Genomic DNA, 26,919 nt, shown 5'->3' with positions numbered 1-26,919 from the left:
ACACCACAACAATAATTTACGGTTTTTGTTGACGTAACCTATAAAAACTTGCTAAAAGTGCTTTTTTGCAAATATTAGCTTATAACTTAAGTTAAATAATTGCTATGGTAACTTATTGTCATATAAGCAATTCGTAATTTTTATTCGGTTTTCACTTGAAAACGCAAGACAACAGCACAATATACTAGCCCGTTGTAACTAGGTCTATTTACTATTGGCAATTGCAGCTAAGTAAACATAGAAAAATTAACAGCTAAATTACTTAGTTTTTAGCATTAGGAGAAACAGCATGCCACACAAAAAAGCATTAGGTATTCTTGCCTTAGCGGGCGTTGAGCCATATCAAGAAAAGCCAAATGAAGAATACATGAATGAAGCACAACTTGAGCATTTTAAAAAAATACTTGAAGCGTGGCGAACTCAATTACGTGAAGAAGTTGACCGTACGGTAACTCACATGCAAGATGAAGCTGCTAACTTCCCTGATCCTGTTGATCGCGCAGCGCAAGAAGAAGAGTTCAGTTTAGAATTACGTACTCGTGACCGTGAACGTAAATTAATCAAAAAAATTGAAAAAACCTTACAATTAATTGAAGAAGACGATTTTGGCTTCTGTACTTCATGTGGTATTGAAATTGGCATTCGTCGTTTAGAAGCACGTCCTACAGCCGATCTTTGCATTGAATGTAAAACGCTTGCCGAAATTAAAGAGCGTCAATTAGCAGGTTAATTAACGTTATCATCGATGTTAGTTGATACCTGCCCTGAGCGACCGAGTGTTTATCGCGGTCGCTTTGCTCCTTCCCCTTCTGGGCCTTTACATTTTGGCTCGCTGATCACCGCCCTCGCAAGCTTTATCCATGCTAAACAACACCATGGTTTTTGGTTAGTACGTATTGAAGATATTGATCCTCCACGAGAACAAGCTGGTGCGGCCAATTTAATCTTAAAAACACTTGAAGCATTTGGTTTACATTGGGACGAAAACGTTCTTTACCAAAGCCAGCAAACTGACCGCTACAACTCAGTATTAGCAGATCTAGCCCATCAAGGCTTAACGTATCACTGCCAATGCACTCGCGCTCAAATTAAACAACATGGCGGCATTTATCAGGGCCATTGTCGGTCGTTAAACCTAGCCGCACAAACGTCTACTCTTGAACAGGCAGCGATTCGATTAATAAACCAATATGGTATTGATCATTATCACGACCTTATTCAAGGACAAGTACAATGTGATAGCCTGCTGGCAAAAGAAGATTTTATTTTAAAGCGCAAAGATGGTTTATTCGCTTATCAACTCGCCGTCGTGCTTGATGATATCGAACAAAACATCAGCCATATAATACGTGGTTGCGATTTACTTGAACCGACCGCACGGCAACTCACGTTTTTTCAAACCTTAAAACAACCAGCACCTGCTTTTGGCCATATCCCTTTAGCTGTTACTGAGCAAGGTTATAAGCTGAGTAAACAAAACAAAGCGCCAGCTCTTGATATTAAAAATCCGCAGCCCGCTTTAATCGCTGCTTTAGCCTTTTTAGGACAAAAAACACCAACAGATTTAGCGCAAGCGAGTGTTGAAGAGATCATCACTTGGGCAAAAACCTCGTTCAATTTTGAACAAGTGCCCAAACAAGCTGAAATCATGTTATAAATTCACGCATTTATTATGCTTTAACGTTCTTTTTTTCCTTGCATTAGGTTATTATTGCGCCATTATTGAGTTGTATGAAAAATAAGGTCTTCACTATTAAAAGCGTGATTAATTTGTGTAAAAAACTGATCGGTAAATCGAATAAAAAAACTGCGGCAAAAACAAGTGATTTTCAAGCAAAGATTATCACCAGAAATGATCATCCCGTGTCCCGCCAGCAAATTAGTCCTAATGCCTTAAAAGTTTTATATCGCTTAAACAAAGGCGGCTATAAAGCCTATTTAGTAGGTGGTGGTGTCCGTGATATTTTATTAGGGTTAACTCCAAAAGACTTCGACATAGCAACAAATGCCACCCCTGAACAAATTAAAGACCTATTTAGAAACTGCCGATTAATAGGTCGTCGCTTTCGTCTGGCCCATATTTTATTTGGCCGAGAAATTATCGAAGTGGCAACGTTCCGCGGTCACCATGAAGAAGATGCTTGCCAAAAAACGTCTAAACAAAGCGAACATGGCATGTTATTGCGCGATAATATTTATGGCAGCATTGAAGATGATGCTGAACGTCGTGATTTCACCATTAACGCCCTATATTATTCAGCAATTGATTTTACCATTCACGACTTTGCCGGTGGTATTGCTGACATTGAAGCGCGTCAAATTAAATTAATTGGCGACCCAGAAACCCGTTACCGTGAAGATCCGGTACGGATGTTACGAGCGATCCGTTTTGCCACTAAACTCAACATGAACATTAGTGATGAAACAGAGCAACCGATCAAAACACTCGCGCCGTTATTAGAGAACATTCCTGCCGCGCGCATGTTTGAAGAATTTAATAAAATGTTTTTATCCGGTAAAGCGGTTGAAAACTTTCACCAACTGCGCAGCTACGGTTTATTTGAATATTTTTTCCCTGCCACCGAGCATGCGTTAAAAAACAATTTAAACCCGCATTTAGAAGCATTTATTTTATTAGCGTTAACCAATACCGACAAACGCATTAATAATGAGCAACGCGTAACGCCGGCATTCTTATTTGCCGCCATGTTATGGTATCCATTGCAAGCGGCTATTCGTTATGTCAATGATAAACAACAGCTTACACCACAAGATGCTTTTTTTGCCGGTTACAATCAAGTAATGTCTGAGCAACAGCGCTCAATTGCTATTCCAAAGCGCTTTCAATTGGTGATTAAAGATATTTGGATATTACAAGATCGTCTTAAATTTCAAGATGCGAAAAAAGTATATAAAACCTTTGAACACCCTAAATTCAGAGCGGGTTTTGACTTTTTATTATTACGTAGTGAAATTGAAAAAGGTGAATTAACCGAATTAGCAAAATGGTGGCAAGACTTTCAAAACGTTGCCCCCGAAACGCAAAAACAAATGTTAAAACAGCCAACAAAACCAGGCCCGCGTCGTGGCACTCGCAAACGCCGTAAGCCTCGTGTTGCTAAAAATTCGGCAGATACATAATGACTCTTGTTTATATTGGCCTTGGCAGTAATTTAGACTCGCCAAGCCAACAGTTAATACAAGCAATACGCGCTATTGCTAAACTTCCGCAAGTAAACATCAGCGCTGTATCTTCTTTGTATGGCAGTCGTCCAATGGGGCCACAAGACCAACCGGATTATATTAATGCCGTGTTAGCACTGACCACAGAACTATCCGCGCTTGAATTATTAGATGCTTTACAAAAAATTGAATTAGACGCTGGTCGAGTACGCAAAGATGAACGCTGGGGGGCTCGAGTGCTTGACCTAGACATTTTACTTTTTGGTCAAGAAATCATTAATTCTGAACGATTAATTGTGCCGCATTATGGCTTAAAAGAACGCGAATTTGTTTTATTACCACTCGCTGAAATTGCACCAGAGTTAAGCTTACCCTCAGGTGAGAACATCACGATATTGGCAACGAATATTGCCCGCAATGGCTTAGCAATAAAACAATCAATAAACTTATCTGACATTGTTAATACTTAGGTTAATTAACGTCGTTAGCATTAAAAACCACGAGAACCATCATGGCTAAAAAAATAACCACATCAACGTTACAAGCAATGAAAAATAATGGTGAAAAAATATCTACCATTACCGCTTACGATGCGAGCTTTGCAAAATTATTCGACCAAGCAGGTATTCACGCGATTTTAATTGGTGACTCGCTTGGTATGGTTTTACAAGGACATGACTCAACCTTACCGGTTACCATTGAAGATATGGCTTATCATACTCGCTGTGTTGCCCGTGGTGTTGAAAATACACTTGTATTAAGCGATATGCCCTTTATGAGTTACGCTAGCAAAGAACAAACTTTTGCTAATGCAGCACTGTTAATGCAAGCCGGCGCTAGTATGGTAAAAATGGAAGGTGGTAGCTGGTTATGCGAAACCATTTCAGGTTTAACCGAGCGCGGAATTCCAGTATGTGGCCATTTGGGGTTAACCCCACAGTCAGTAAATATTTTTGGTGGTTTTAAAGTACAAGGGCGTGAAGACGACAAAGCGCAAGCGATGATCGAAGAAGCGAAAAAATTAGAAGCCGCGGGTATTCAATTATTGGTATTAGAATGTATTCCTGCCGGTTTAGCTAAAGCAATTACTGAGGCCTTAACCATTCCAACTATCGGTATTGGCGCAGGTAAAGACACCGACGGCCAAATTTTAGTTATGTATGACGCGTTAGGTATTTCTTTTAACTATATGCCGAAATTTTCTCGTAATTTTATTGTCGATACCGGCGATATTAAACAAGCCATTGAGTTATATATCAGTGAAGTTAATGCGGGTAATTTCCCTGGCCCAGAACACACTTTTAATTAAGTTAAGCAATTATGATCACTGTCGATTCAATAGAACAATTACGCAGCCAAATTAACAGCTGGCGTCAACAAGGTTTAACCATAGGTTTTGTGCCAACCATGGGTAATTTACATGCTGGCCATATTTCTTTGATCACAGAAGCAAAAAAACACGCCGATAAAATCGTCGCGAGTATTTTTGTTAATCCAATGCAGTTTGGTGCCAATGAAGATATCGACAATTACCCACGTACCATGGCAGATGACAAACAAAAATTAATGGCCGAAGGTACGGATTTATTATTTACCCCAACGCCAGAAATTATTTATCCAAAAGGACTAGAAAAACAGTCTTATGTGGAAGTACCCAATGTTTCTGACGGATATTGTGGTGAGAGTCGTCCAGGCCACTTCAGAGGCGTTTCAACGGTGGTTTGTAAGCTCTTTAACCTTGTTCAGCCTGATGTTGCTTGTTTTGGCTTAAAAGACTATCAGCAAGTTCAAGTAATTCAAACCATGGTTGAAGATTTGTCGATGCCCATTAAGATTATTCCAGTAGCTACCGTGCGAGAAGCAAGTGGTTTAGCATTAAGCTCGCGTAATAATTATTTAACGGCGGAAGAAAAAGCGCAGGCCCCTATCTTAAATAAAACCTTGCGTTGGTTAGCTCAAACATTAACTCACTCAAGTGACTATCAAGACTTAATCAAGCAAGCAACAGGCAAAATTAACCAAGCAGGTTTAATCACCGACTACATTAATATTTGTCATGCTCGTACCTTAAATCCGGCAACTGCTGACGATAAGCAACTGGTTATTTTAGCCGCCGCCCATTGTGGTAAAGCACGGTTAATTGATAATTTGCAAGTGACCTTAAGTTAAGAGCAATAATACCAATCCGTACAACTACTGCTAAGCTCTCAATTTAAGGTTTACCTAGATGAAATATTCAGCGCTAGATTTGGTTTTTGAGGTTTGAGGTTTGAGGCTTAGAGCATAAGCCCTAAGCGTTTTATTTGAACCTTAATAACTTTAACAAAACGTTAAGGTTGATTAAAAGCTAATAGCTGAGGCAGATATTGCTCGCTTTCTTGCGCTAACTGGCACTGCTCGGCAAGAATATCGTGCAAAATTTCATTTGAAGTAAGCGGATTAGCTAACACAACACGAAAAACTAATACTTTTCTACCGTCGTATTTCGCCACTTCAATACGGGTACGAGAAACAAACGATTTACCGTTTTCACGTTGCCGCTTTTGGATCCATTTAGTTAATAAATCTAACAAGCCATTTATAGCATTGTTCGTTTCTTCGTTAGCAACCGCCATTAACGTTTGTAATGTTTTAGGAACATAACGATAGGTTAATAAACACAGCTCCGGTTTAGTTACCAACTCAAAATCTGGATGTTGGTCAATAATATCAGCAAAATATTGTGCCCGTTCAATACCTTGGTTGATCAGCATTTCATAACCGGCACGGCTAATAATATGCAAACTTGAATAAACTAACATCGCCATACCTGGGCGAGAGCCTTCCAAGGTATGACTACCTAAATCTTTTGAACCTTTACGAAGAATATATTCAGCATGATGTTCAATGGCGGCTACCGAAGCAGGGTTTTTAAATACCACTAAACCTGCGCCCATTGGTACATACATTTGTTTATGGGCATCTATGGTCACAGAGTCGGCTAATTCAACACCCGCTAATAGGTGACGATATTTATTCGATAACAACGTCGCGCCACCCCAAGCGGCATCAACATGAAAATGCGCATTGAAGGTTTTAGCTATACTGGCAAGCTCTACTAAAGGGTCAACATTACCGGTTTCCGTGGTACCGGCAACACCAATAATACTTAAAATACAAACATTGTTTGCTTGTAGCTCTTGGCATTTTTCTCGCAGTTTTTGGCAATCTATTTTATTGTTTTCATCGGTTGGAATAGCAATAACATTGTCTTGCCCTATGCCTAAAACATCCGCCGATTTTTTCAATGAATAATGACCACGATCCGACACTAAAATGGCTAAGTCTTCATAACCATAATGTTTTAATGCTTTGAATAAGCCTTCTCGTGCTACCCCTTTAAAATCGCCGTCGGGTTTTAAGAGATTATTTCGTGCCACCCATAACGCAGAAATATTGGCGATAGTACCACCAGAGCAAAATGCTCCTAACGAATGATTGGCGCTGTGCATCCACGCTTGGTAAAAGTCATCACTATTTTGATAAACCAAACGGTGCATCATGCCTAATACTTGTCGTTCAAGTGGCGTAAAAGCTTTTGATGTTTCTATTTTTACCAAGTTTTGATTCAAGCCCACCATCAACTTCGACAGCGGTAAAATAAAATAAGGTAAAGCTGAGGTCATATGACCAATAAAACTTGGGCTTGAGGTATGTACAGATTGCGCCACCACTTTATCTAACAAGTGGCTCATATGATCAGAAACAAAGGTTGGCTGATCAGGAATTAACGAGCTTTCAAAATCTTTTTCAATATCCGTTAACGCTTTGTCAGTCGCCGCAATATGCTCGCCCAAAAAGCCCGCTAAATTTTGAGAAATTTCGCGTTCAATTCGCCCTAACGTAGAATTAGGCGCTTCTGGAATGGTAAATATTCGATGCAAAGACTCTTGCGAAGCCTGGGCTTTACGCTTAGATTTCGTCATTGTTAGTCACGTAAATCACCTGCTCTCAACAAGTTAACTGGCCAAAAATTTTGTAGCGGCACTGTAATAAAAATTTAACTGAATGTCTTGTATTATTGAGTAAAAAATCAGAAAAATACATAAAAAAGCAGGATTATTATCGAAAAAAGCCTAAGTTATGCCTTATTCAATAATTAACTGCCAGCAAATTTGTTGGCTAGCGGTAAACTTAGCTTCAAATGGAGTTAATGGTTGGGTTACCGTTAATTGGCTAATTTTTCCGGTTCGGCCAGCAACTTCACTAGACGCTAAAAACTCTTCTAAATATAACCGCCAATTGCTGCGTAGTTCAATCCGCTGACCAGTGGTAATAATTTGTGGAAATACCGCGCTACCATGCCAGCGGCGTTGAATATGTTTAGCTTTTGGCCAAGGATTTGGGTACAAAATAAAGTGCTGTTTAACTGGCCAATTTGCCGCTTTAACTAAACGATAAAAATCATTCAAGTCAGCACGGATCAAGCGATAATTTTCCACCCCAGTTAAATCAACAGAAAAATGTTCTTCAACATTACGCTCTAAACGATTAGCTGATTTATCAACCCCGATCACTAAGGCATCAGGGTTTTGCTTTGCTAACAAACGCGTACTTTGCCCAACGCCACAACAAGCATCTAAAATAATATCGCCAGTAAAGTTTTGTACCAAAGCATTTACTTCATCAAAAGCTTGTTGGGTATGTGCTTGTACCGGTTTTTGAAAGGTATGCTGTAAGTGTTTATTCACTATTTCAAGCAACTTGTCATTAATACCATCTTGATTCGTCACAATGGCTTTTGAGTCACCTACCGGCATTGAACTATGTTCATTCATGATTAACTTCTTAATCCTATACCTTTGGTGATCAACGTCATGGCGATAGTAAATAAGGTAACAATAAAAACACCTAAAACACTAAAAGCAACGGTTAAATTAACATCGCTTATTCCTAAAAAGCCATATCTAAAAGCATTCACCATATAAACAATAGGATTGATTTGAGAAACCCCTTGCCAAAATTCAGGTAATAATGAAATAGAATAAAACACACCACCTAAATAAGTTAAAGGTGTTAACACAAAGGTTGGAATAATCGAAATATCGTCAAAACTACCAGCAAAAATAGCATTTATTAAACCGCCTAAAGCGAAGGTTGCTGAAGTTAAACTAACTGTAATAATAATCACCCAAATATTATGCACTTGAATATCGGTAAAAAATAACGAAATTAAGGTAACGATCAAGCCAACTAAAATGCCGCGCGCCATACCACCGCCAACATAGCCTGCAACAATCACCCAGTTAGGCACAGGTGCTACTAACATTTCTTCCACGTTACGCTGCCACTTAGCGCTGAAAAATGACGACGCTACGTTAGCATACGAGTTAGTAATAACACTCATCATGATCAAACCTGGCACAATAAACGACATATAATCAAAGCCGCCCATTTCGCCAATGCGAGAGCCAATTAACTCACCAAAAATCACAAAATATAAACTAATAGTGATGGCTGGTGGCACTAAGGTTTGTACCCAAATGCGCATAAAACGATGGGTTTCTTTATAAAGAATACTTTTTAACGCGATGGAGTTACGAGCCATAGACATCTTATTTATCTCCTTCGGTTGGATTCACTAAACGCACAAACAGTTCTTCTAAACGATTGGTTTTATTTCGCATACTTAATACATTGATCGCTTGGTCGGTAAACTGAGCAAATATTTGGTTCAAACTTTGCGATTTATTAATATCCACTTCAACGGTGTGATCATCAAGTTGTCGATAACTAAAGTCAGTGAGTTTAGGGGCATTACTACCAACCGCTAAATCAAAAACAAAGGTTTCAACATCTAACTGAGCTAACAATTTTTTCATGCTAGTGTTTTCAACAATCAGGCCGTCATCAATAATGGCGATATTACGACATAACATTTCCGCTTCTTCTAAATAATGGGTAGTTAGAATAATGGTAATGCCTTGCTGATTTAATTCGCGTAAAAATTCCCACATCGAGCGTCTTAGCTCAATATCTACACCCGCAGTAGGTTCATCTAAAATAAGCATTTGAGGCTCATGCATTAAAGCACGCGCAATCATCAAACGACGCTTCATACCACCAGAAAGGTTACGTGACGGCGCATTGCGTTTATCCCACAAATCCAGTTTTTTCATATACTTTTCAGCACGTTCATGTGCAAGTTTACGATCAACACCATAATAACCGGCTTGATTCACTAGAATACGGGTTAAACTTTCAAACTGATTAAAGTTAAATTCTTGTGGCACTAAACCAATGAAGCTTTTAGCTGCTTCAAGGTCATCATCAATACTATAACCATGCACTTTCACCGTACCTGCGCTTTTATTTACTAACGAGGTAATAACTCCGATAGTCGTGGATTTACCGGCGCCATTAGGCCCTAACAAAGCAAAAAAATCACCTTGCTGTACAGTTAAATTAATGCCTTTTAAGGCTTGTAAACCACCTTTGTAGGTTTTGGTTAACGCGCTAATTTCTAATGCTGGGTGCATGAAGTAAACCTTTATTTGAACGAGCTATAGATATGCGGGTAAAAGTGGTTAATTCAAGTAAAATTAACCATTCAAACATCATGATTTAGTTAAGTTCGCTGATAAACACAAAAATCTAAGTTGTAAGCATTTTTGTCGTCAGCAAGATATTGTTCGCTGCTAATTTTTTGCCAGTTATTTTCTGTATCATAAGCCGGAAATTGAGTATCTCCGTCAATTGATGCGTCTATATGAGTAACGTATAAACGCTGCGCTGCCGGTAAACAATGAGCATAAATAGCGCCACCACCAATCACCATAATTTCTTCAACATCACCGGCTTTCGCTAATGCTTGTTCAACAGAACTAACAACGTCAATCCCCGCTGCTTGGTAATTTTCATCACGAGAAATCACAATATTTTGTCTACCGGGTAGTGGCCGACCAATTGACTCATAGGTTTTTCGCCCCATGATCACCGGCTTACCTAAGGTTGTTTTTTTAAAGTAGGCTAAATCTGCCGGCAAGTGCCAAGGCATATCATTATCTTTACCAATAATACGGTTATTGGCGTGCGCTACAATCATCGAAAGAATAGTCATAATATCGTTCTTCTTATTTATGTTATTAGCCGTTAGCACCTATTGGCGCTGATGGTAAAAGCTGAGAATTTGCTTGTTGTTTAGCTTCACGCTTTTTTAAAACACTAAACAACAGCATGCAAATAATACCAACAAAGGCGGCCATCGCTGCACCTAAATTAGCGTATTGAAAACTCGCAAATTGCGCAATAATACCTGTGCCTGTAGTACCAAACATCAAGCCAATTTTTATCGCGTTAGAATATACGGCCGAAGTAAAACCCACTCGGTCAGTGAGTTCTTCCTGCAAGAAAGTTAAACCTACACCCGCATAAAAGCCATAAAAAATCGCATTAATACATTGTAAGGCGATAAATTGCCATAAATGCGTGGCATTAAAAATCCCCAAATAAAAAATAATCGCAAAAACAAAAGCGATCAGCATTAAATTTTTAGCTGAAATAACTTTAGTCAACCGGCTACCAAACAGCATAATTGGGATTTCTAAGCAAGCGACTAAGCCCATTAAAACCCCGGGAACATAACTCGGTAAAGCCAGTTCATGTAAAACATATAAAGGTAAAGCCGACGAATACATGGTATTACCGGTAGAACCCATCACAATAGCTAAAGCCAATAACCAAAAAGACCAAGGTGTTTTGGTTAATTTATCACACGGTTTATCGGTTGGTTTAACTGATGTTTCTGGAACATAAAAAATAACAAAAAGCATGCCCAACAAAGCAAAAGCAATCGCTAATGAAAAACTACCAATAAAACCAAAGCTTGCAACAATAACAAAGCCAATGGGTGGGCCAATCATCCAAGCAAACGAAATACCAGCACGCACCTTGCCATTAAATTTAGCAATATCAACCTTGTTCTGCCCTGCCCATTGCCGACTAATAGTTAACATTTGCGGCATATTTGCATTACCTATGCCCATAAAAATAACACCGGTCAGCAAAACTAAAACAAATGATGAGGTATTCATGAAAACAAGCAGTGCGGTAATAATTGCCGCGGTTGCAATCAGGTATAAGGTTCGGGCACTTGTCCCCTTATCCGCTTTAGCACCAAACCATTGACTTAACACTAAACCAGATAACGTCACTGCCGTCATATAAACACCAATATACATAGGCGGTGTTTGTAAAAAATCGACTAAGAAATAGCTCATTAACGGGCTAACAAAAGCACTCACCAAGCCGGTTAAGACACTTAAGCTAATAAATAATGAGGCTGTTGAGGTTTTTTTCATGGTTACACAGTATGAGAAGTAAAAATAAAGTCGTATAAATAAAATTAAAAAAGGCGCTTAAGCGGTTTAACCACTCAAGCACCTTTTCGTAATCTATTGATAAAGATTATCTGCGATATTCAACTTCTACATCGTAGTCGTCTTCATCCCAATCATCGTCATCAAGTAAGTCGTCAACTTCTTCCATCGCATCTTGATGGTAAGTATCCCACTTAAATTCAACCGCTTGTTCTTCCGGTGTTTCAACTTCTTCTTCCGGCGGTAGTGCTTCAATAAAGTTCATTACTTCATTACATAGCTCTTCTGTACCTTGTTTATTAAAGGCCGAAATTCTAAAAACGCGATCTTTATAATCAAGCGCTGCAACCACTTTATCAATCACCGCTTGCGCTTCATCTTCTAATAACAAATCAAGTTTGTTAAATACAATCCAGCGTGGTTTATTGATCAGTTTTTCTGAATGCTGCTCTAGCTCTTTAATAATCGTCAGGGCATTTTCTGCCGGATCAGACTCATCCGCAGGCAACACATCAATAATATGCAATAAGATACGACAACGTTCTAAGTGGCGTAAAAACTTCATGCCTAAGCCAGCACCGTCAGCGGCACCTTCAATCAGGCCAGGAATATCGGCAATGACAAAACTACGCTCTGAATTTAAACGCACAACACCTAAATTAGGTACTAAAGTCGTAAATGGATAATCTGCAACTTTTGGCTTAGCCGCAGAAACACTACGGATAAGGGTTGATTTACCAGCGTTCGGTAAACCTAATAAACCAACATCAGCCAACAATAATAATTCTAAACGTAAGTTACGAATTTCACCTGGTGTGCCATTGGTTTTTTGTCTTGGTGCGCGGTTAGTACTACTTTTAAAACGCGAGTTACCTAAACCATGCCAGCCGCCTTTAGCCACCATTAGCTTTTGATTTTTTTTCGTTAAATCGCCAATTTGTTCACCCGTGTCAACATCAATGGCACGTGTACCAACAGGTACTTTTAACAATAAATCATCGGCACCTTTACCGGTACAGTCACGCGAACCGCCGTTTTCACCACGTTTTGCTCGATGAAATCGTTCAAAGCGATAGTCTATCAAAGTATTCAAACTTTCATCCGCGATCAAATAAACGTCACCGCCATCGCCGCCATCGCCGCCATTAGGTCCACCGAATTCAATGTACTTTTCTTTACGAAAACTAACGATGCCGTTGCCGCCGTCACCAGCTTCAACCCTAATTTCTACTTCATCTACAAATTTCATGGTGTTTTACCAAACTCCAACATAACAATTCACTCGCTTATTATATGTGATCTTAGCGAAAAGTTTTCAATTATCTTTCTAGCAAGTTAATTATCACTCAGTGAAAATTAATCAATTGCCATTAAGCCCTTGAAAGCAAAATCAATCACACACTAAACATAATGAATAGTTAAAAAAAAACCCCGCATAATTGCGGGGTTTTTCAAACAATTACTAAACTTATTCAGCAACGATACTTACGAACTTACGGTTTTTTGGACCTTTAACTTCGAATTGTACTTTACCGTCGGTTAAAGCGAATAAAGTATGGTCTTTACCGATACCCATGTTAGTACCCGCGTGGAATTTAGTACCACGTTGACGAACAATGATGTTACCAGCTAAAACTTCTTGACCACCAAAACGTTTAACACCTAGGCGTTTCGCTTCTGAATCACGACCGTTACGTGTACTACCTGCAGCTTTCTTATGTGCCATTTTGAATCGCTCCTAATTAGCCGTTAATACCAGTAATCTTCACTTCAGTGAACCATTGACGATGGCCCGCTTGCTTGCGTGAATGCTTACGACGTTTGAATTTAACAATTTTAACTTTGTCTGCACGGCCTTGAGAAACTACTTCAGCGGTAACTTTACCGCCAGCAATGTAAGGCGCGCCTACATTGATCTCTTCGCCGTCAGCGATCATTAAAACGTTTTCGAAATCTACTGATGCGCCAACTTCTAATTCGATTTTTTCTAAACGAACAGTTTGACCTTCAGTTACGCGGTGTTGTTTACCACCACTTTGGAATACAGCGTACATAGCTACTCCGTACGGCGTCATGTATGTTTGACGCAAATTTAAAAATATAGGGCGCGAATTCTACTTGAAGAGTTGCTTAAGGGCAAGTAGTAAAACGATCATTTCTCTCTTTTTTAGCTGTTTTTTTAACTTATTTAAGAATGCGCGCGCTAAGCGGTTCAAAGTTAGCAGTTTTCGTGTAAACTTTAGCGCAATTTAATTAGAAAATAATCTTCGGGAACACCATAGCCACTATGGAAATTAAAGAAATACAAGATCTTGCTCAACAAGATATGAACGCCGTAAACCAGCTTATCTACGATCAGATCCAATCTGATGTTGCTCTTATTAACCAATTAGGTGTTTACATAGTTAACGCCGGTGGTAAGCGCATGCGCCCTATGTTAACGGTGCTAGCAGCTCGTGCATTAAATTATCAAGGCAAGGATCATATTAGCGTTGCCGCGATCATCGAATTCATTCATACCGCCACTTTATTACATGATGATGTGGTTGACGAATCAAACATGCGCCGAGGTAGAGAAACCGCCAACGCCATATTTGGCAATAGCGCCAGCGTATTAGTAGGTGATTTTTTATATACCCGTTCATTTCAAATGATGGTGGCATTGGATCAAATGAAGATCATGAAGATCCTTTCTGATTGCACCAACATTGTTGCTGAAGGTGAAGTACTACAATTAATGAATTGTAATGATCCTGACACTACCGAAGAAAGTTACTTAGAAGTTATTTATTGTAAAACCGCTAAATTATTTGAAGCAGCAACACGCTTAGCGGCCGTGGTTTCAAACCAATCAGCTGAAATTGAAACGGCCATGCAAAACTACGGCAAACATTTAGGTACAGCTTTTCAGTTAGTTGATGACATTATGGATTACACCGCTGACGCTAAAGGCATGGGTAAAAATGTTGGTGATGATTTAGCCGAAGGCAAACCGACATTACCGCTACTTTATGCGATGCATCACGGTAGTGATGAACAAAAAGCGCTTATTCGTGACGCCATTGAAAATTGTACCGGTATGGATAACCTCGACGCTATTTTAACGGCCATGAAAGAAACCGGCTCTATTGAGTACACACAAGCAAAAGCGGAAGAAGAAGCAGACAAAGCCATTCAAGCATTAAGCTTTTTACCTGACAATGACCACAAAGCAGCTCTGGTTGCACTTGCGCATATTGCCGCTAATCGAAGTATTTAAGGTTATTTATTGATGAAAAAACATCTTGGTTTTTTATTAAACCTGCTAGCAATAGGTTTATTTATTCCTGGCATTACCTTACCTATTTTTAATTTAGCCATGGACGTTACTGCTAAAGTAAGTGCCACCAGTTTAAGCTCAGACATTGTGAATAAAGAATTGTCGTTATTAGGTACCATTAACGAGCTTTGGCAAGATGAACGCATTGTTGTCGCGGTATTAATTTTTGCTTTTTCAATTGCAATTCCGCTATTAAAAACCACGTTGATCACCGTTGCTTATTTTATTAAAAATCAACAACTGGCTAAACGCATCGTCGATTTTATTAGCATTATTGGCAAATGGTCGATGGCAGATGTTTTTATCGTGGCGATATTTTTAGCCGTGTTATCTACCAATCATGCAGAAACCGCCAGTCACCAACAACTGAACCTTTTTGCCTTTAAACTCGATGTTGTTATAAGTAGTGAAACACTCTCGAACGTAGGGGTAGGTTTTTATTATTTTGCCGCTTATTGCATTATTTCAATACTTGGGACACAACTGAGCCAGAGTGCTTTGCGTAAAGCTGAAAGCTAAAAGCGGAAAGCTGGAAGCTGGAAGCAAAACACTAAACTCACAAACTCAGTTACTTACTTGAAGCTTAAAGCTTAAAGCTTGAAGCTTGAAGCTTGAAGCTTGATGCTTGAAGCTTTTAGCTTGTATGCGGGTATAAAAAAAGCCAAATCATTACGATTTGGCTTTTTAGCAAGAAGGCTAATCGAAAGATTAACCGTTGATGAAATCAACACCTTCTTGAATGTCGCTATTTAATGTAGCTAACATATCGTTTTTCGCTTTTTCTTCAAATGCACTTAATGCACCGTAAGATAAAATTTCAACTAAACCGTCTTTACCTAAACGAACAGGGTGAGCAAAATAAGGAGCTTCACCAGCATCGCTTTCTACGTATGCGTAATCAACAACTTCTTCACCTTGTAAGCCTTTAACTAAAGACATACAAAAACGCGCTGCAGCAGCACCCATAGACAAAGTAGCTGAACCGCCACCCGCTTTAGCATTTACAACTTCAGTACCTGCATTTTGAATGCGTGGTGTTAACGCTGCAACTTCTTCTTCAGAGAAAGTAACACCTTCAACTTGTGAAAGAAGAGGTAAAATAGTTGTACCTGAGTGACCACCAATAACTGGTACTTTCACATCAGCAACATTTAAGCCTTTTAATTCAGCAACAAATGCTTCACTACGGATAACATCTAAAGTAGTAATACCGAATACACGGTTTTTGTCGTAAGTACCCGCTGCTTTAAATACTTCAGCAACAATTGGCACAGTACCGTTTACTGGGTTAGTAATAATACCCACTAATGCTTTTGGACAGCTTCTAACAATACCTTCAGCTAATGTTTTGATGATACCTGCGTTAACAGCAAATAAATCAGAACGATCCATACCTGGCTTACGTGGCATACCCGCTGGAATTAATACAATATCAGCGCCGCTTAATGCTTGATCTAACGCATCAGCACCAAAACCTTCAACTTTAACAGCAGTTGGGATATGGCTTAAGTCAACAGCAACACCTGGAACAACTGGTGCAACATCGTAAAGTGATAATTCAGAACCTGCAGGTAACTGAGTTTTTAATAGTAAAGATAATGCTTGGCCGATACCGCCAGCTGCGCCTAAAACTGCTACTTTCATTGGTGTCTCCGAAATTTGAGTAATTACGTAAATATTTGTGTCGAAACCTTAATGCATAGAAGGTTAAAAGACAAATAATATTAGTTTATATCGAAAAGACATGTTAGTTATTTAGAGATAAAATTTACGTTTTTCGATATCATTAGCGCAATATTGTTTTAAAACAAATAAAAAAAGTAATTACATGGCAGCACAGCAAAAACAAGAAGCACTCATTCAAACCTTTAAAGACCTACTAAAACAAGAACAATTTGGCTCGCAAGGCGATATTGTTGAAGCCTTAAAAGCCGAAGGTTATGAAAACATTAGTCAGTCGAAAGTTTCTCGCATGCTAAGTAAATACGGTGCAGTAAGAACCCGCAACGCCCGCCAAGAAATGGTTTACTGTTTGCCCGCTGAATTAGGTGTACCAACAGCAACCAGCCCACTAGCGCAATTAGTGATTGATATAGAACACAACGACGTAATGATCATCATTAAAACTAGCCCAGGCGCAGCGCAACTCATTGCCCGTTTATTAGATAGTTTAAGTAAAAGTGACGGTGTATTAGGTACCATTGCTGGTGACGATACCATTTTTATTGCCCCAAGCGATGTTAAAGCGATTGATAAAACCATCAAACGTTTAGAACGCTTATTTTTAAAGAATTTATCTTAAGGTTAGGTAACAGGCCGTTTCAGGTTAGTGGCATTAAATTTCACCTAAAAAATATTACCCCCCGCTAGGCACTTAACAAATTGATATCAACGGCTGTGTTGAATTTAAAGCAGCCATTGATATTGATATAAAAATGGCTAGAGCCTAGATTGATACTTTTCCTGAGATATAGTTGAAATAAAGCATTTTCAGCTAATTTGTTCACCTTCACCGAAGAAACCTTTATTCAACCTTATTTTCTCAAGTACATTTTTATTAGAGTAATTAATTACTTGATATTATAGGACTATATCAGTAAGTTTTAGCCGGTTAATTAAAAAAATAGTCGGGTGATAGCTTGTTTAAAAAATGGCTTTTACGCGTATGATAGGCTGTTATACGTGTAAACAAGCTTGATGCGTGTGTTAGCCTAAGTGTCAATTTAAATATAGGATGAATAAATGATTAATCATAAGCCAAAGGAAATGGCTCCATCTCTTTGGGTTGAAGCCTTAATATTCTTGTCGGCATATTACCCTTTATTCTTGATTCTGCTTATTAGAGATATTTCAGATAAAACATCAGGTTTAAAGTTTGGTATTTTATCATGGGGCGTTCAAGTAAGTTGGTACGCTTTGGTTTTATTTTTTATTTCTTCATTTGCAAGTTTAATTGTCGCTCGCCTAATCCGTTCATTACTAACACATCAAGAAGGCGGAACCCCGATAAAAATTAACGCAGTTTCTCAGGTTCGGGGAGATATGCTTAACTATACGTTACCTTTTTTAATAGGTTTATTTGCTTTCAATTATGAAAGTATTCAAACAATCATTTCACTTTTAGTTTTTTTGATTTTTATATTCTCTTTCGTTCATAAAGAGCAGATCTCTCTTTTAAACCCTATGTTTTTATTAATGGGTATAAGGCTATATAAAATCAAATACAAAGAAGTTGGAAGAACATCTACTTATGAAGAAAATGTACTTTGTTTAGGAACTGTTGAAGTTTCCAATGAAAGTATTGAAGTAAAAGAAACAGCTGGAATTCACTTTATATTCCCCAAAAAAATTATACGGAGTAAGGATTAGACATGGAAAATTTAGAAGCTCAGCCTGTTGCTGTGCAAGCAGCGCAAAATCAATTAGATCAAGCATCATTAGATCGAAAATTAGAAGCATTACAAGGCTTAGATTTAGAAGATGCTGTTATAAATATCTATGTCGCTAAAATTAGTACTAAAAATAAAGAAAAGCGTTTTCTTGGTGTTAAAAGGTTAAAAGTAGAAAATGAGCATAAACAAAGCTTTAAAAGTTATGCTACTGAATGTATTGCTGGTAATGAGCACATCTGTGAACTACGTACAATTAATACCAATCAAGATAATAGATTTTTTCATGTAGAAAAAGCTGCAACAGACTTTTCTCAAATGGAAGAGTTAGTAACAACAGGGAATATTCCCTATGTTTTAGATCAATCTGAGTTAAATGATTATAACGCTTATGTCATACAGCTAACTTTTGGTGAACCTGAACAAAGCCTATTCGCTTTCAGATATATAAGCGGCTCATGGTCTGTTAATAAGACCTCGGGTAAATTCTTAAGTTTTGCTCCTATAAACAATGAACTCATCGTGTCTATTGATAATGATCCTCGCTTTCAAATAACTCCTTACATTGATTTTATCCAATTTAAAGATGATATGTTTATAGCGGATATAAAGCAGTTTGAAGTAGCAATGAATTATCATGAAAGGTTAAAAGAAAAGAAAACAGAAGCCATTACAGCCTTATGTGCCAGTTCAGCAATGGTCGCAACTTCTAGCGATACATTAACAACAGTTATTGGTAATGATAAACATTTAATGAGACAGCTAGCCTCAGTTCACGAAAAAGGTTATTACACGAACGATATTTGGTTAACTAAATTAAAGACTGTTGCAGACGATGCAGGAAATTGGAAAATAAAGTTCGATAATACAGGTAAAATTCTAGTAGAAGATAATAAAGACTATGTGAAAGAACTTTTAACATTATTGCAAAATAAGCGTGTAAAAACGGTTGTTGATGGTGTTATGTTTGATGTAGATGGAGAATTAGTGGCTCTTGAAGTAACTGAGTAGACGGGTGAAAACACGTATAACAAGGTGTTATAGCTACTTAAGGTTTATATAAATCTGGTTAAATTAAAGTTAGAAACGGAACAATTTCTTCAAGCTAATGGTATTAAAATGAATTATGTTCCTAACTCTTGTACTTTCGTTATTGAGCTATTTATTTATATCAAGCTAATAAATTTTACGGTTACGGCAGATAGATAAAGGCCAACGCCAAATACCGTATGATTAATAATACTATGTATTCTTACTGAGTTGGGGTTAGGTGTTCGGGATGCAGCAATACCGGCCCCCATTCCTGGTTGCAAGATAAAAAAAGGAGCAACGACTGTGGCAATGCCTAATATGAAAGCTGGCCCGATCGAAGGGTTATTGACCCATGCGCTCCCCCAAATAATGACTAATAATGCTGCGTATCCAATACCTATTAAATAATGGGCCGTCCATCCGAGTAATTGCTCTCCACGAATAGCGCTTGATTCTGCAATAGCGACGTGGCGAAACTTCCCTTGCCCCATGTAAGCTATCCAGCGCCCAACCATCCCCCAATTGGTTGGAGGAATGCTCAGTAAGTGTTTTCTGAGCAAAGACCATAAGTCCATTATTGCAGTTGCTCCAATTCCAATTAATATTACAAAAACTATGTTATCCATGATTACTCCATTTCTGGTTTTGATTCTAATGCTGTGCTAGTTTACAACCTCAAGTTAACTTTAAGTCAAGGGTTTTATGGATATTTCTAAGGTTGCTAAAAAATCGGGAGTTCCTGCCTCAACGCTGCGTTTTTATGAGGAAAAAGGGTTAATCAGATCCGTTGGGAGACATGGTATACGCCGAGTTTTTTCAGAAGGAGTACTAGAGCGACTAGAGTTGATTGCATTGGGTCGCGTTGCTGGGTTTTCGTTGGAGGAAATTGCAGATATATTAGGCTCTGAAGAGCAACCTATTATTGATCGGGGTTTGTTGCTTAGAAAAGCAAGTGAGTTAGATTATACTATTCAAAAGTTGGTGGCGATGCGTGATGGCCTTCAACATGCCGCTGCTTGTAAAGCCCCTAATCATTTGGAGTGCCCAAGGTTCCGTCGATTAATGAAACTAGCGGCAAATGGTGCGATTAAAGGTGAAGCTTCAAACAAACTAGTAAAACAAAAGAAATCTAACAAAACGTTGCACCGAACAAGCCGGTGAGCGTAGCGTTAAGCAAATACAGGATGTAAGTATTGTGATAAATTCAAGGATTAATAAACCTCTGATGTTCGGGGCTTTATTCAGCGCGTTTGCCGCCTTAGCTCATGTAGGGTGTATTGTATTCGGTGGTGATTGGTATCGTTTTTTCGGTGCAGGTGAAGAAATGGCGTTAATGGCTGAAGCTGGCGACGCCTACCCAACAATTGTGACGTCGGTAATTGTATTAATACTTTCTATTTGGTCTCTATACGGACTTTCAGGTGCCGGAATTATAGCTAAGCTCCCCCTAATTCGAATCGCCTTAGTTATTATTTCTTCTATTTATATTTTACGTGGAGTTTCATTCGTTTTCTTAATGCCTATGTTACCTGAAAATAGCCTAGTGTTTTGGCTAGTCAGTTCAACAATATGTTTAAGCATCGGTATGTTATATTCCATTGGCACTTACCAAAGTTGGTCAAAGTTAAGTGTAAAATATGCCAAATAAGCTACTTAAACGGAATTTGGAGGCTCCCATCAATAAATTCACTTATATTCTTTTAATTTGTGTTTTCATGGCTCATAACGTTAAATCAAATGAGCTGAATCAACCACCTAACACTCCACAGTTATATGTTGAAGAAGTTTTAAATTTAATAAAGAAAAATGCAATAACTAAAAATAGTGTAGATATGGAAGCCTTAGCTTTTAAAGTGAAAGAGTTATCCAAAAACGCTAAAAGTATTAACGAAACGTATCCTGCCATTAAGTTAGCGCTGAAGCTTTTACAAACGAACCATACATCGTTAAGTACGCCGGATGGAAAGTTAGCCGCTTATTACAGTGATTTGAAATGTGGCGAAGCCATTAATAACTTAGTGCCTAATTTAAATAACATCGGCTATATCAGAGTTAACGGATTTTCTTCACATGATCCTTGGGAGAAAGAGATATTTTCCTTCGCTTTGCATCGAAAAATAGCGGAACAAGATAACAAAAACCTACTTGGCTGGATTGTTGACCTTAGATGGAACAGTGGCGGAAACATGTGGCCAATGATTGCAGGTATAGGACCATTACTTGGTAATGGTACCTATGGGTATTTTATCGATGAAAATGAAAGTAGCTGGGGTTACCAAAATGGGGCTTCTGTGATAAATGGAAACCCTGTTGTTGCTGTTAGTTCTCCTTATAAACTACTTAACCCAACCCCCAAAATTGCTGTTCTGAGTAGCAAAAATGTAGCTAGTTCAGGTGAAGCTACTTTAATTTCATTTAAAAAACGTGAGAATGTTAAAGTATTTGGTACTAATACCTGCGGTCAATCAACTTCGAATAAAAGCTTTGTTCTTAGTGATGGTAGTCGGTTAAATTTAACGACTTCCATAATGGCAGATAAAAGTAAAAATCTGTACGGTGGTGTTGTTGATGTTGATGAATCAGTACCACAAGATAAAGTAATTGATGCAGCTGTTCATTGGCTGACAAGTCAACAACAGCTAACTAGTCGTTAAAGCAGGACAAAAACAGCTTGTTTTTATTTCTGCGTAGCTAATTTTAGCCAATTTTTTTGCCTGTTAATTAGGGGCTGTGGATCTTTATTTATATTTTAAGTGATAGCAAAGCGGAATGAACGCTGTTTGGTTATTCCAAATCAGTGAAATTCAATGACGCTAGTGCACAAAATAGTCATTGCCCTGTGGGCTGAGGCTAAAATTGCTTTACTGGGCGTTAAAATTATTGGTTTAGATGACTAAACGACATAATTTCAGCCTTGATTAAAACGACTTTATCTCTCAGCTGAATTATTAAACAAAGATAAACAGACCCTAGGTGTTATGCGTACAATGGAAGCTCGCTATATGTTAAAGAAAATGCAATGGATCGGTTATATTCTTCTTTTTATAGGTTTTATCGTTTTTATATTGGGCTTAAGTACTCATTACTGGCACCCTACAAAAGCTAAAATAAATGATTACTCAACGAATACAACTAAATATTATAATGGCTGGTTCCAGTATGGATATACTGAACCATTAGTAAAGAATGCGAGTTCCATAGATACTTGGCAAGCAGTTAATTATACCTATGAGGTTGACGAATATTTATATGAATCATCATTTATCGGCTTTTATTTACCATTAAATATTAAAATGCCATTTAATGAGATTACTTACTATTACGACGAAGCTGTAGTATATGTACTTCCGGTTATTCCTCAAATCTCAGTTCTTAAAGTTGGTGTGGATTTAAGATTAATCGCCATTTTATTTGGACTTGGTTTATCAATTTTGTATTTAAGGTATGCGCTTTTAAAGTTCATGGGTAAATACGCATAACAAGCTATTACTAGCCCCTTATGGGCGCTAGCATTCACGGAGAGTGTTTTGAAATTTAAATGTTCAAACATCAACGCTTACCATGCACCTTACTTGCTCTGCCAATGCCTTTGCATTTCAAAATATAAAAATGATGCTGTCCAAGTAATAAGTACCAAACCGGTTAGTGATTCAATACCGGTTAAGTACTTTACATAACCATTTGGCACAATATCACCAAAGCCGACGGTTGTATAAACAGTAAACGAGAAATATACGCAGTCCATCAAGCTGCCATCAAAATTTCCTGACAGCTCGCCCCAGCCTTCTGACAAATTCTTCGCATAATAGGCTAAAGCAAAAAGCCAAATTTCTATAACATGGGCAATTAAAGCAGCAAAAACACCAATAACAATGCGATATCGGTGTTTTACTTTCATTTTGGGTAAATAAATAACCATGCGGTAAATGCACTCATAATGAATAATTACAACCGAGGCTACAATTAAACTGTTTATGATAAAAACCCAAAACATCATCAGAAAAACACTCTATACCTATGTAATAAACGTTAATTAACCTGCTCATTAATACTTAGCGCCATGGCTTCGGCTACTTTAATACCGTCAATAGCTGCCGACATAATACCGCCAGCATAACCTGCCCCTTCGCCAGCTGGGAATAAACCTCGGGTGTTAACACTGTGATAATCTTTACCTCGTTTAATTTGAATAGGCGAAGAAGTTCGAGTTTCAACCCCCGTTAAAGTCGCTTCTGGTAAGGCAAAGCCTTTAATTTTTTTATTAAAAGCAGGTAAGGCTTCTTTAATAGCTTCAATACAAAAATCTGGTAATGCTGATGATAAGTCAGTTAATTTAATACCTGGTTTATACGAGGGCTCTACCACACCTAACTGAGCAGATGATTGCCCTTTTAAGAAATCTCCCACCAATTGTGCCGGTGCATCATACGTTTCACCACCTAAAGTATAAGCATGGCTTTCAAGTTGACGTTGAAATTCAATTCCCGCTAATGGCCCGCCTGGGTAATCACTAGGGTCAATACCTACAACTATCGCACTATTGGCATTCATTTCATTACGTGAATATTGGCTCATGCCATTGGTAACCACGCGTTTTTCTTCCGAAGCCGCAGCTACGACAGTTCCACCTGGGCACATACAAAAACTGTAAACGGTTCTGCCACTTTGACAATGGTGTACTAATTTATAATCCGCCGCGCCAAGAATAGGATGGCCAGCACTTGGGCCATACAGGGCATCATCAATTAGAGATTGTTTATGTTCAATTCTAAAACCTACTGAAAATGGTTTGGCTTCAACATACACGCCTTTTTCGTACACCATTTTAAAGGTATCGCGGGCGCTATGACCGATCGCTAAGGCAACATGACTTGTTTTAATGGTTTCACCGTTAGATAAGGTTAAGCCGGTGACTTTACCTTCTTCAAGCAATAAATCATCAACACGGGTACTAAAACGAATTTCGCCCCCTAACGCAATAATTTTAGCGCGCATTTTTTCAACCATGGTCACTAACTTAAAGGTACCAATATGCGGTTTGCTGATAAATAGTATTTCTTCGGGTGCGCCAGCTTCAACAAATTCCGTTAATACTTTGCGGCTATGAAAATGTGGATCTTTTACTTGGGTATATAATTTTCCGTCAGAAAACGTACCTGCACCACCTTCACCAAACTGAACATTCGATTCGGTATTAAGTTCTTTTTTACGCCAAAAGCCAAAAGTGTCTTTGGTTCTTTCACGCACTTCTTTACCACGGTCTAAAATAATCGGTCGATAGCCCATTTGCGCCAGCACTAAACCAATAAACAACCCACAAGGGCCAAAACCTACCACTACAGGGCGGTCAGTTAAATTTTCTGGTGCTTTGGCAACAAATTTGTAAGTCATGTCTGGCGTTGGTTTTAATGATTGTAAATCTTTAAATTTAACCAGTAATTCATCATCAATTTCTGTCGTAATATCAACCGTGTACATCAACATAATTTTTTTCTTATTACGCGCATCAATACCACGACGAAAAACATTAAAGGCAATTAATTGCTCTGCGGTAATTTCAAGCGTTGAAATCAGTGCATTAGCAAGATCTTGCTCGGTGTGATCAAGCGGTAATTTTATATTTGATAAACGAATCATCTTGGCGTGCCTATTATGTTGTAGCTGTGTTACTTGGTTATAGTAAAGGCGCTATTCTACTTTATAATTTAAGCGTTGTAATTGAGATTATTATCCGTATGATCTGGCAAAAAGTTCCCGCTATTTTTATGTATAGAGAAAACCATGGCCTTTGTAGTTACTGACAATTGTATAAAATGCAAATACACCGATTGTGTTGCCGTTTGTCCTGCTGATGCTTTTCACGAAGGGCCAAACTTCTTGGTAATTAATCCTGATAGTTGCATTGATTGTGATTTATGTACGCCTGAATGCCCTGCTGAAGCAATTTTTCAAGAAGATGCATTGCCACCAGGACAAGAAGATTTTAAAGCGTTGAATGCAGAATTAGCCGAGCAATGGCCAATTATTACCGAAGTAAAAGCACCGCCCGTTGATGCTAAAAAATGGGATGGTATTGCTAATAAAATTGAATTTTTAGAGCTAAGCTAAGCGGTATAATTGTGGTTGACCTTTAAGTTCAGTAAAGGTCAACACGTTCAAGTTAAAGCCAAGTTCAAACCTAATTAAAGCCTAATTAAAGCTCGGCCTCTTCGTCATCAAGATCTGCCAGTTTGGCGAGGAAATTCAAGCTAGGCGCAAAAAAAGCAGCTCCCGTTTCTGCTTGGGTATATTTTAATAAATGATCAAAATTGCCATCACCATCTGGATAAATCATCGCTTTTAGCATCATTTCAAATGGTTTAGCAGAATGACAATAAGAAACAAAAAACAGCCCCTGTAATTTCATATCACCGTACGGCATGCTTTGGCGCAAAATTTCAATGCTGTTACCTTCATCATCTTTTAAGTTTACTTTTTTGGTATGCGCCGTTGCTGGCTTATCTTCTGAGGCATATTCAATGTTATCAACCTTGGTACGGCCAAAAACATCTTCTTGCGTTTTTTGTTCGGTTGCTTGCCATAACTGCATATTGTGACGGTAACGTTGTACGTGTAAATAACTGCCAGCAGCAAACTCTTCATCTTCGTTATTAGGAATTAATGCCACTTCTCGTTTATGGAAACCTTTTGGGTTTTCAGTACCGTCAACAAAACCGGTTAAGTCACGACCATCTAAAAAGCGAAACGCACGTACTTGCTCAACTAAATCAACACTCCGTGCTAACAACTCAATAACTTTGGTGGTAACAATATGATTGACATCAGCGCGATCACTACGAATTTCAATATATAGATCAAAACTGGTCGATGGCGCAAAGCGATCATCAAACGCCATGGCTGAAAACGGCATTAACTCTTTCGGCCGTGATTTAGGATAAAGCTCATCCCAATAATTAGCGCCAATGGCAACAACACCGGTTAAATTTGCTTCTGAATAGTGGTCAGCGTAATTATCGAATAATTGTGGCAGTCGAGATAAGGCTTGTCGTAAATAGGTATTATCATCATCAATGACATTAAATAATAAATAATAACCATGTAAACTTGGCTCAGCACATATACCAAACTGTTCTCTTGCCATTTGTATTCCTTGATAACCTAAAAAAATTAACGTTATTGTTATGCTCTAATTTTACACAAAAAATTATCTTTGACAGCAATTGTTTAGCAAAAAATTAAAAAGATGATAAAAGCTGGATGCGGGATGCTAAATGCTTGAAGCAAAGAAAAGGCCTGATGCGAGATGCTTGAAGCAAGTAACTAAACTTGCAGATTTAGTGTTTTGCTTCCAGCCACTAGCTTTTAGCACAAAAAAAGCCTGATGCTAGATGCTTGAAGCAAATAACTGAGTTTTCCGGTTTTGCTTATGGCTTATGTCTTCTAGCTATTGGCACAAAAAAGCTTGATGCTAGATGCTTGAAGCAAGTAACTGAGTTTTCCGGTTTTGCTTTTAGCTTTTAGCTTTTAGCTTTTGGCTTATCGCTTCTGGCTTATCGCTTCTAGCTTATCGCTTCTGGCTTATGGCTTATGGCTTATGGCTTATCGCTTCTGGCACAGAAAGACATAAAAAAACCCTGCC

The 26,919-nt window shown here is 38.3% G+C and carries 30 protein-coding genes; 16 read left to right on the top strand and 14 right to left on the bottom strand.

Annotated elements, in window-relative coordinates:
- The first annotated feature begins 289 nt into the window (after positions 1 to 289).
- From dksA to panC, 6 genes are all read left to right on the top strand, one after another.
- Positions 290 to 730 carry an RNA polymerase-binding protein DksA gene (dksA, locus tag ACSLUO_RS00440; protein WP_448245342.1) on the top strand — a complete coding sequence of 147 codons (441 nt, stop codon included), beginning with the start codon at positions 290 to 292 and terminating at the stop codon, positions 728 to 730.
- A gap of 15 nt (positions 731 to 745) precedes the next feature.
- Entirely contained in the window at positions 746 to 1,657 is a 912-nt protein-coding gene (gluQRS, locus tag ACSLUO_RS00435; protein ID WP_448245341.1) for a tRNA glutamyl-Q(34) synthetase GluQRS, read from the top strand.
- Between the two features lie 74 nt (positions 1,658 to 1,731).
- Complete coding sequence (pcnB, locus tag ACSLUO_RS00430; protein WP_448245340.1) at positions 1,732 to 3,141, top strand: polynucleotide adenylyltransferase PcnB; 1,410 nt, start codon at positions 1,732 to 1,734, stop codon at positions 3,139 to 3,141.
- The gene (gene folK, locus ACSLUO_RS00425) at positions 3,141 to 3,653 is read left to right on the top strand and encodes a 2-amino-4-hydroxy-6-hydroxymethyldihydropteridine diphosphokinase (RefSeq protein ID WP_448245339.1); all 513 of its coding nucleotides are present in this window, start codon (positions 3,141 to 3,143) and stop codon (positions 3,651 to 3,653) included. Before pcnB ends, folK begins: the two co-directional genes overlap by 1 nt.
- A gap of 41 nt (positions 3,654 to 3,694) precedes the next feature.
- Positions 3,695 to 4,492, top strand: coding sequence for a 3-methyl-2-oxobutanoate hydroxymethyltransferase (gene panB, locus ACSLUO_RS00420; protein WP_448245338.1), 798 nt, complete (start codon positions 3,695 to 3,697; stop codon positions 4,490 to 4,492).
- 11 nt (positions 4,493 to 4,503) lie between these two features.
- Positions 4,504 to 5,352, top strand: a complete 849-nt coding sequence (panC, locus tag ACSLUO_RS00415; RefSeq protein ID WP_448245337.1) for a pantoate--beta-alanine ligase — start codon at positions 4,504 to 4,506, stop codon at positions 5,350 to 5,352.
- A gap of 161 nt (positions 5,353 to 5,513) precedes the next feature.
- Here panC and panP read toward each other — a convergent pair whose 3' ends face one another.
- The 9 genes from panP to rplU form a co-directional block, all read right to left on the bottom strand.
- Positions 5,514 to 7,148 (bottom strand): pyridoxal-dependent aspartate 1-decarboxylase PanP, encoded by a 1,635-nt coding sequence (gene panP / locus ACSLUO_RS00410; protein WP_448245336.1) that lies wholly within the window; start codon positions 7,146 to 7,148, stop codon positions 5,514 to 5,516.
- 162 nt (positions 7,149 to 7,310) lie between these two features.
- Positions 7,311 to 7,982 (bottom strand): tRNA (guanine(46)-N(7))-methyltransferase TrmB, encoded by a 672-nt coding sequence (gene trmB, locus ACSLUO_RS00405; RefSeq protein WP_448246147.1) that lies wholly within the window; start codon positions 7,980 to 7,982, stop codon positions 7,311 to 7,313.
- Positions 7,983 to 8,002: 20 nt separating this feature from the next.
- Entirely contained in the window at positions 8,003 to 8,770 is a 768-nt protein-coding gene (locus ACSLUO_RS00400; protein ID WP_448246145.1) for an ABC transporter permease, read from the bottom strand.
- Positions 8,771 to 8,777: 7 nt separating this feature from the next.
- A complete protein-coding gene (locus ACSLUO_RS00395; protein WP_448245335.1) occupies positions 8,778 to 9,701 on the bottom strand; it encodes an ABC transporter ATP-binding protein in 924 nt (307 codons plus the stop codon).
- 89 nt (positions 9,702 to 9,790) lie between these two features.
- Entirely contained in the window at positions 9,791 to 10,282 is a 492-nt protein-coding gene (folA, locus tag ACSLUO_RS00390) for a type 3 dihydrofolate reductase (protein WP_448245334.1), read from the bottom strand.
- Positions 10,283 to 10,307: 25 nt separating this feature from the next.
- A complete protein-coding gene (locus tag ACSLUO_RS00385; RefSeq protein ID WP_448245333.1) occupies positions 10,308 to 11,522 on the bottom strand; it encodes a sugar efflux transporter in 1,215 nt (404 codons plus the stop codon).
- A 106-nt stretch (positions 11,523 to 11,628) separates the two neighbouring features.
- Positions 11,629 to 12,789 carry an Obg family GTPase CgtA gene (cgtA, locus tag ACSLUO_RS00380; protein ID WP_448245332.1) on the bottom strand — a complete coding sequence of 387 codons (1,161 nt, stop codon included), beginning with the start codon at positions 12,787 to 12,789 and terminating at the stop codon, positions 11,629 to 11,631.
- 219 nt (positions 12,790 to 13,008) lie between these two features.
- Positions 13,009 to 13,266: a 50S ribosomal protein L27 gene (gene rpmA, locus ACSLUO_RS00375; protein ID WP_448245331.1), complete on the bottom strand. Its 258-nt coding sequence runs from the start codon at positions 13,264 to 13,266 to the stop codon at positions 13,009 to 13,011.
- Positions 13,267 to 13,282: 16 nt separating this feature from the next.
- Positions 13,283 to 13,594, bottom strand: a complete 312-nt coding sequence (rplU, locus tag ACSLUO_RS00370) for a 50S ribosomal protein L21 (RefSeq protein ID WP_448245330.1) — start codon at positions 13,592 to 13,594, stop codon at positions 13,283 to 13,285.
- A 233-nt stretch (positions 13,595 to 13,827) separates the two neighbouring features.
- Here rplU and ispB point away from each other — a divergent pair, with 233 nt between their 5' ends.
- Complete coding sequence (gene ispB / locus ACSLUO_RS00365) at positions 13,828 to 14,799, top strand: octaprenyl diphosphate synthase (RefSeq protein WP_448245329.1); 972 nt, start codon at positions 13,828 to 13,830, stop codon at positions 14,797 to 14,799.
- A gap of 12 nt (positions 14,800 to 14,811) precedes the next feature.
- Complete coding sequence (locus ACSLUO_RS00360) at positions 14,812 to 15,378, top strand: paraquat-inducible protein A (RefSeq protein WP_448245328.1); 567 nt, start codon at positions 14,812 to 14,814, stop codon at positions 15,376 to 15,378.
- A gap of 189 nt (positions 15,379 to 15,567) precedes the next feature.
- Here ACSLUO_RS00360 and mdh read toward each other — a convergent pair whose 3' ends face one another.
- On the bottom strand, positions 15,568 to 16,503 hold the full coding sequence (gene mdh / locus ACSLUO_RS00355) for a malate dehydrogenase (protein ID WP_448245327.1): 936 nt from the start codon (positions 16,501 to 16,503) through the stop codon (positions 15,568 to 15,570).
- 184 nt (positions 16,504 to 16,687) lie between these two features.
- Here mdh and argR point away from each other — a divergent pair, with 184 nt between their 5' ends.
- The 3 genes from argR (at position 16,688) to ACSLUO_RS00340 (ending at position 19,259) form a co-directional block, all read left to right on the top strand.
- A complete protein-coding gene (gene argR / locus ACSLUO_RS00350) occupies positions 16,688 to 17,161 on the top strand; it encodes a transcriptional regulator ArgR (RefSeq protein WP_448245326.1) in 474 nt (157 codons plus the stop codon).
- Between the two features lie 440 nt (positions 17,162 to 17,601).
- Positions 17,602 to 18,228 (top strand): KwaA family protein, encoded by a 627-nt coding sequence (locus tag ACSLUO_RS00345; RefSeq protein ID WP_448245325.1) that lies wholly within the window; start codon positions 17,602 to 17,604, stop codon positions 18,226 to 18,228.
- Between the two features lie 2 nt (positions 18,229 to 18,230).
- Entirely contained in the window at positions 18,231 to 19,259 is a 1,029-nt protein-coding gene (locus ACSLUO_RS00340; RefSeq protein WP_448245324.1) for a Kiwa anti-phage protein KwaB-like domain-containing protein, read from the top strand.
- Between the two features lie 155 nt (positions 19,260 to 19,414).
- Here ACSLUO_RS00340 and ACSLUO_RS00335 read toward each other — a convergent pair whose 3' ends face one another.
- Positions 19,415 to 19,906 (bottom strand): DUF2938 domain-containing protein, encoded by a 492-nt coding sequence (locus tag ACSLUO_RS00335; RefSeq protein WP_448245323.1) that lies wholly within the window; start codon positions 19,904 to 19,906, stop codon positions 19,415 to 19,417.
- A gap of 76 nt (positions 19,907 to 19,982) precedes the next feature.
- Between ACSLUO_RS00335 and ACSLUO_RS00330 the strand changes: the two genes are divergently transcribed.
- The 4 genes from ACSLUO_RS00330 (at position 19,983) to ACSLUO_RS00315 (ending at position 22,759) form a co-directional block, all read left to right on the top strand.
- Positions 19,983 to 20,441: a helix-turn-helix domain-containing protein gene (locus ACSLUO_RS00330; protein WP_448245322.1), complete on the top strand. Its 459-nt coding sequence runs from the start codon at positions 19,983 to 19,985 to the stop codon at positions 20,439 to 20,441.
- A gap of 37 nt (positions 20,442 to 20,478) precedes the next feature.
- Entirely contained in the window at positions 20,479 to 20,928 is a 450-nt protein-coding gene (locus ACSLUO_RS00325) for a hypothetical protein (RefSeq protein WP_448246143.1), read from the top strand.
- Positions 20,918 to 21,934 carry a S41 family peptidase gene (locus tag ACSLUO_RS00320; RefSeq protein WP_448245321.1) on the top strand — a complete coding sequence of 339 codons (1,017 nt, stop codon included), beginning with the start codon at positions 20,918 to 20,920 and terminating at the stop codon, positions 21,932 to 21,934. Before ACSLUO_RS00325 ends, ACSLUO_RS00320 begins: the two co-directional genes overlap by 11 nt.
- A gap of 333 nt (positions 21,935 to 22,267) precedes the next feature.
- Complete coding sequence (locus ACSLUO_RS00315; protein ID WP_448245320.1) at positions 22,268 to 22,759, top strand: hypothetical protein; 492 nt, start codon at positions 22,268 to 22,270, stop codon at positions 22,757 to 22,759.
- 89 nt (positions 22,760 to 22,848) lie between these two features.
- Here ACSLUO_RS00315 and ACSLUO_RS00310 read toward each other — a convergent pair whose 3' ends face one another.
- Together ACSLUO_RS00310 and ACSLUO_RS00305 are read right to left on the bottom strand one after the other, a co-directional pair.
- On the bottom strand, positions 22,849 to 23,274 hold the full coding sequence (locus ACSLUO_RS00310) for a potassium channel family protein (protein ID WP_448246141.1): 426 nt from the start codon (positions 23,272 to 23,274) through the stop codon (positions 22,849 to 22,851).
- Between the two features lie 35 nt (positions 23,275 to 23,309).
- Positions 23,310 to 24,917, bottom strand: a complete 1,608-nt coding sequence (locus tag ACSLUO_RS00305; protein ID WP_448245319.1) for an NAD(P)/FAD-dependent oxidoreductase — start codon at positions 24,915 to 24,917, stop codon at positions 23,310 to 23,312.
- A gap of 144 nt (positions 24,918 to 25,061) precedes the next feature.
- Here ACSLUO_RS00305 and fdxA point away from each other — a divergent pair, with 144 nt between their 5' ends.
- A complete protein-coding gene (fdxA, locus tag ACSLUO_RS00300) occupies positions 25,062 to 25,388 on the top strand; it encodes a ferredoxin FdxA (protein WP_448245318.1) in 327 nt (108 codons plus the stop codon).
- Positions 25,389 to 25,473: 85 nt separating this feature from the next.
- On the opposite strand, the gene ACSLUO_RS00295 is transcribed toward fdxA, so the two are convergent.
- Positions 25,474 to 26,421, bottom strand: coding sequence for a Dyp-type peroxidase (locus ACSLUO_RS00295; RefSeq protein WP_448245317.1), 948 nt, complete (start codon positions 26,419 to 26,421; stop codon positions 25,474 to 25,476).
- Positions 26,422 to 26,919 lie beyond the last annotated feature (498 nt).

Source organism: Thalassotalea agariperforans, from assembly GCF_053470345.1.
The sequence above is the reverse complement of the archived record's forward strand: the minus strand, read 5'-3'. Positions and strand labels throughout refer to the sequence as shown.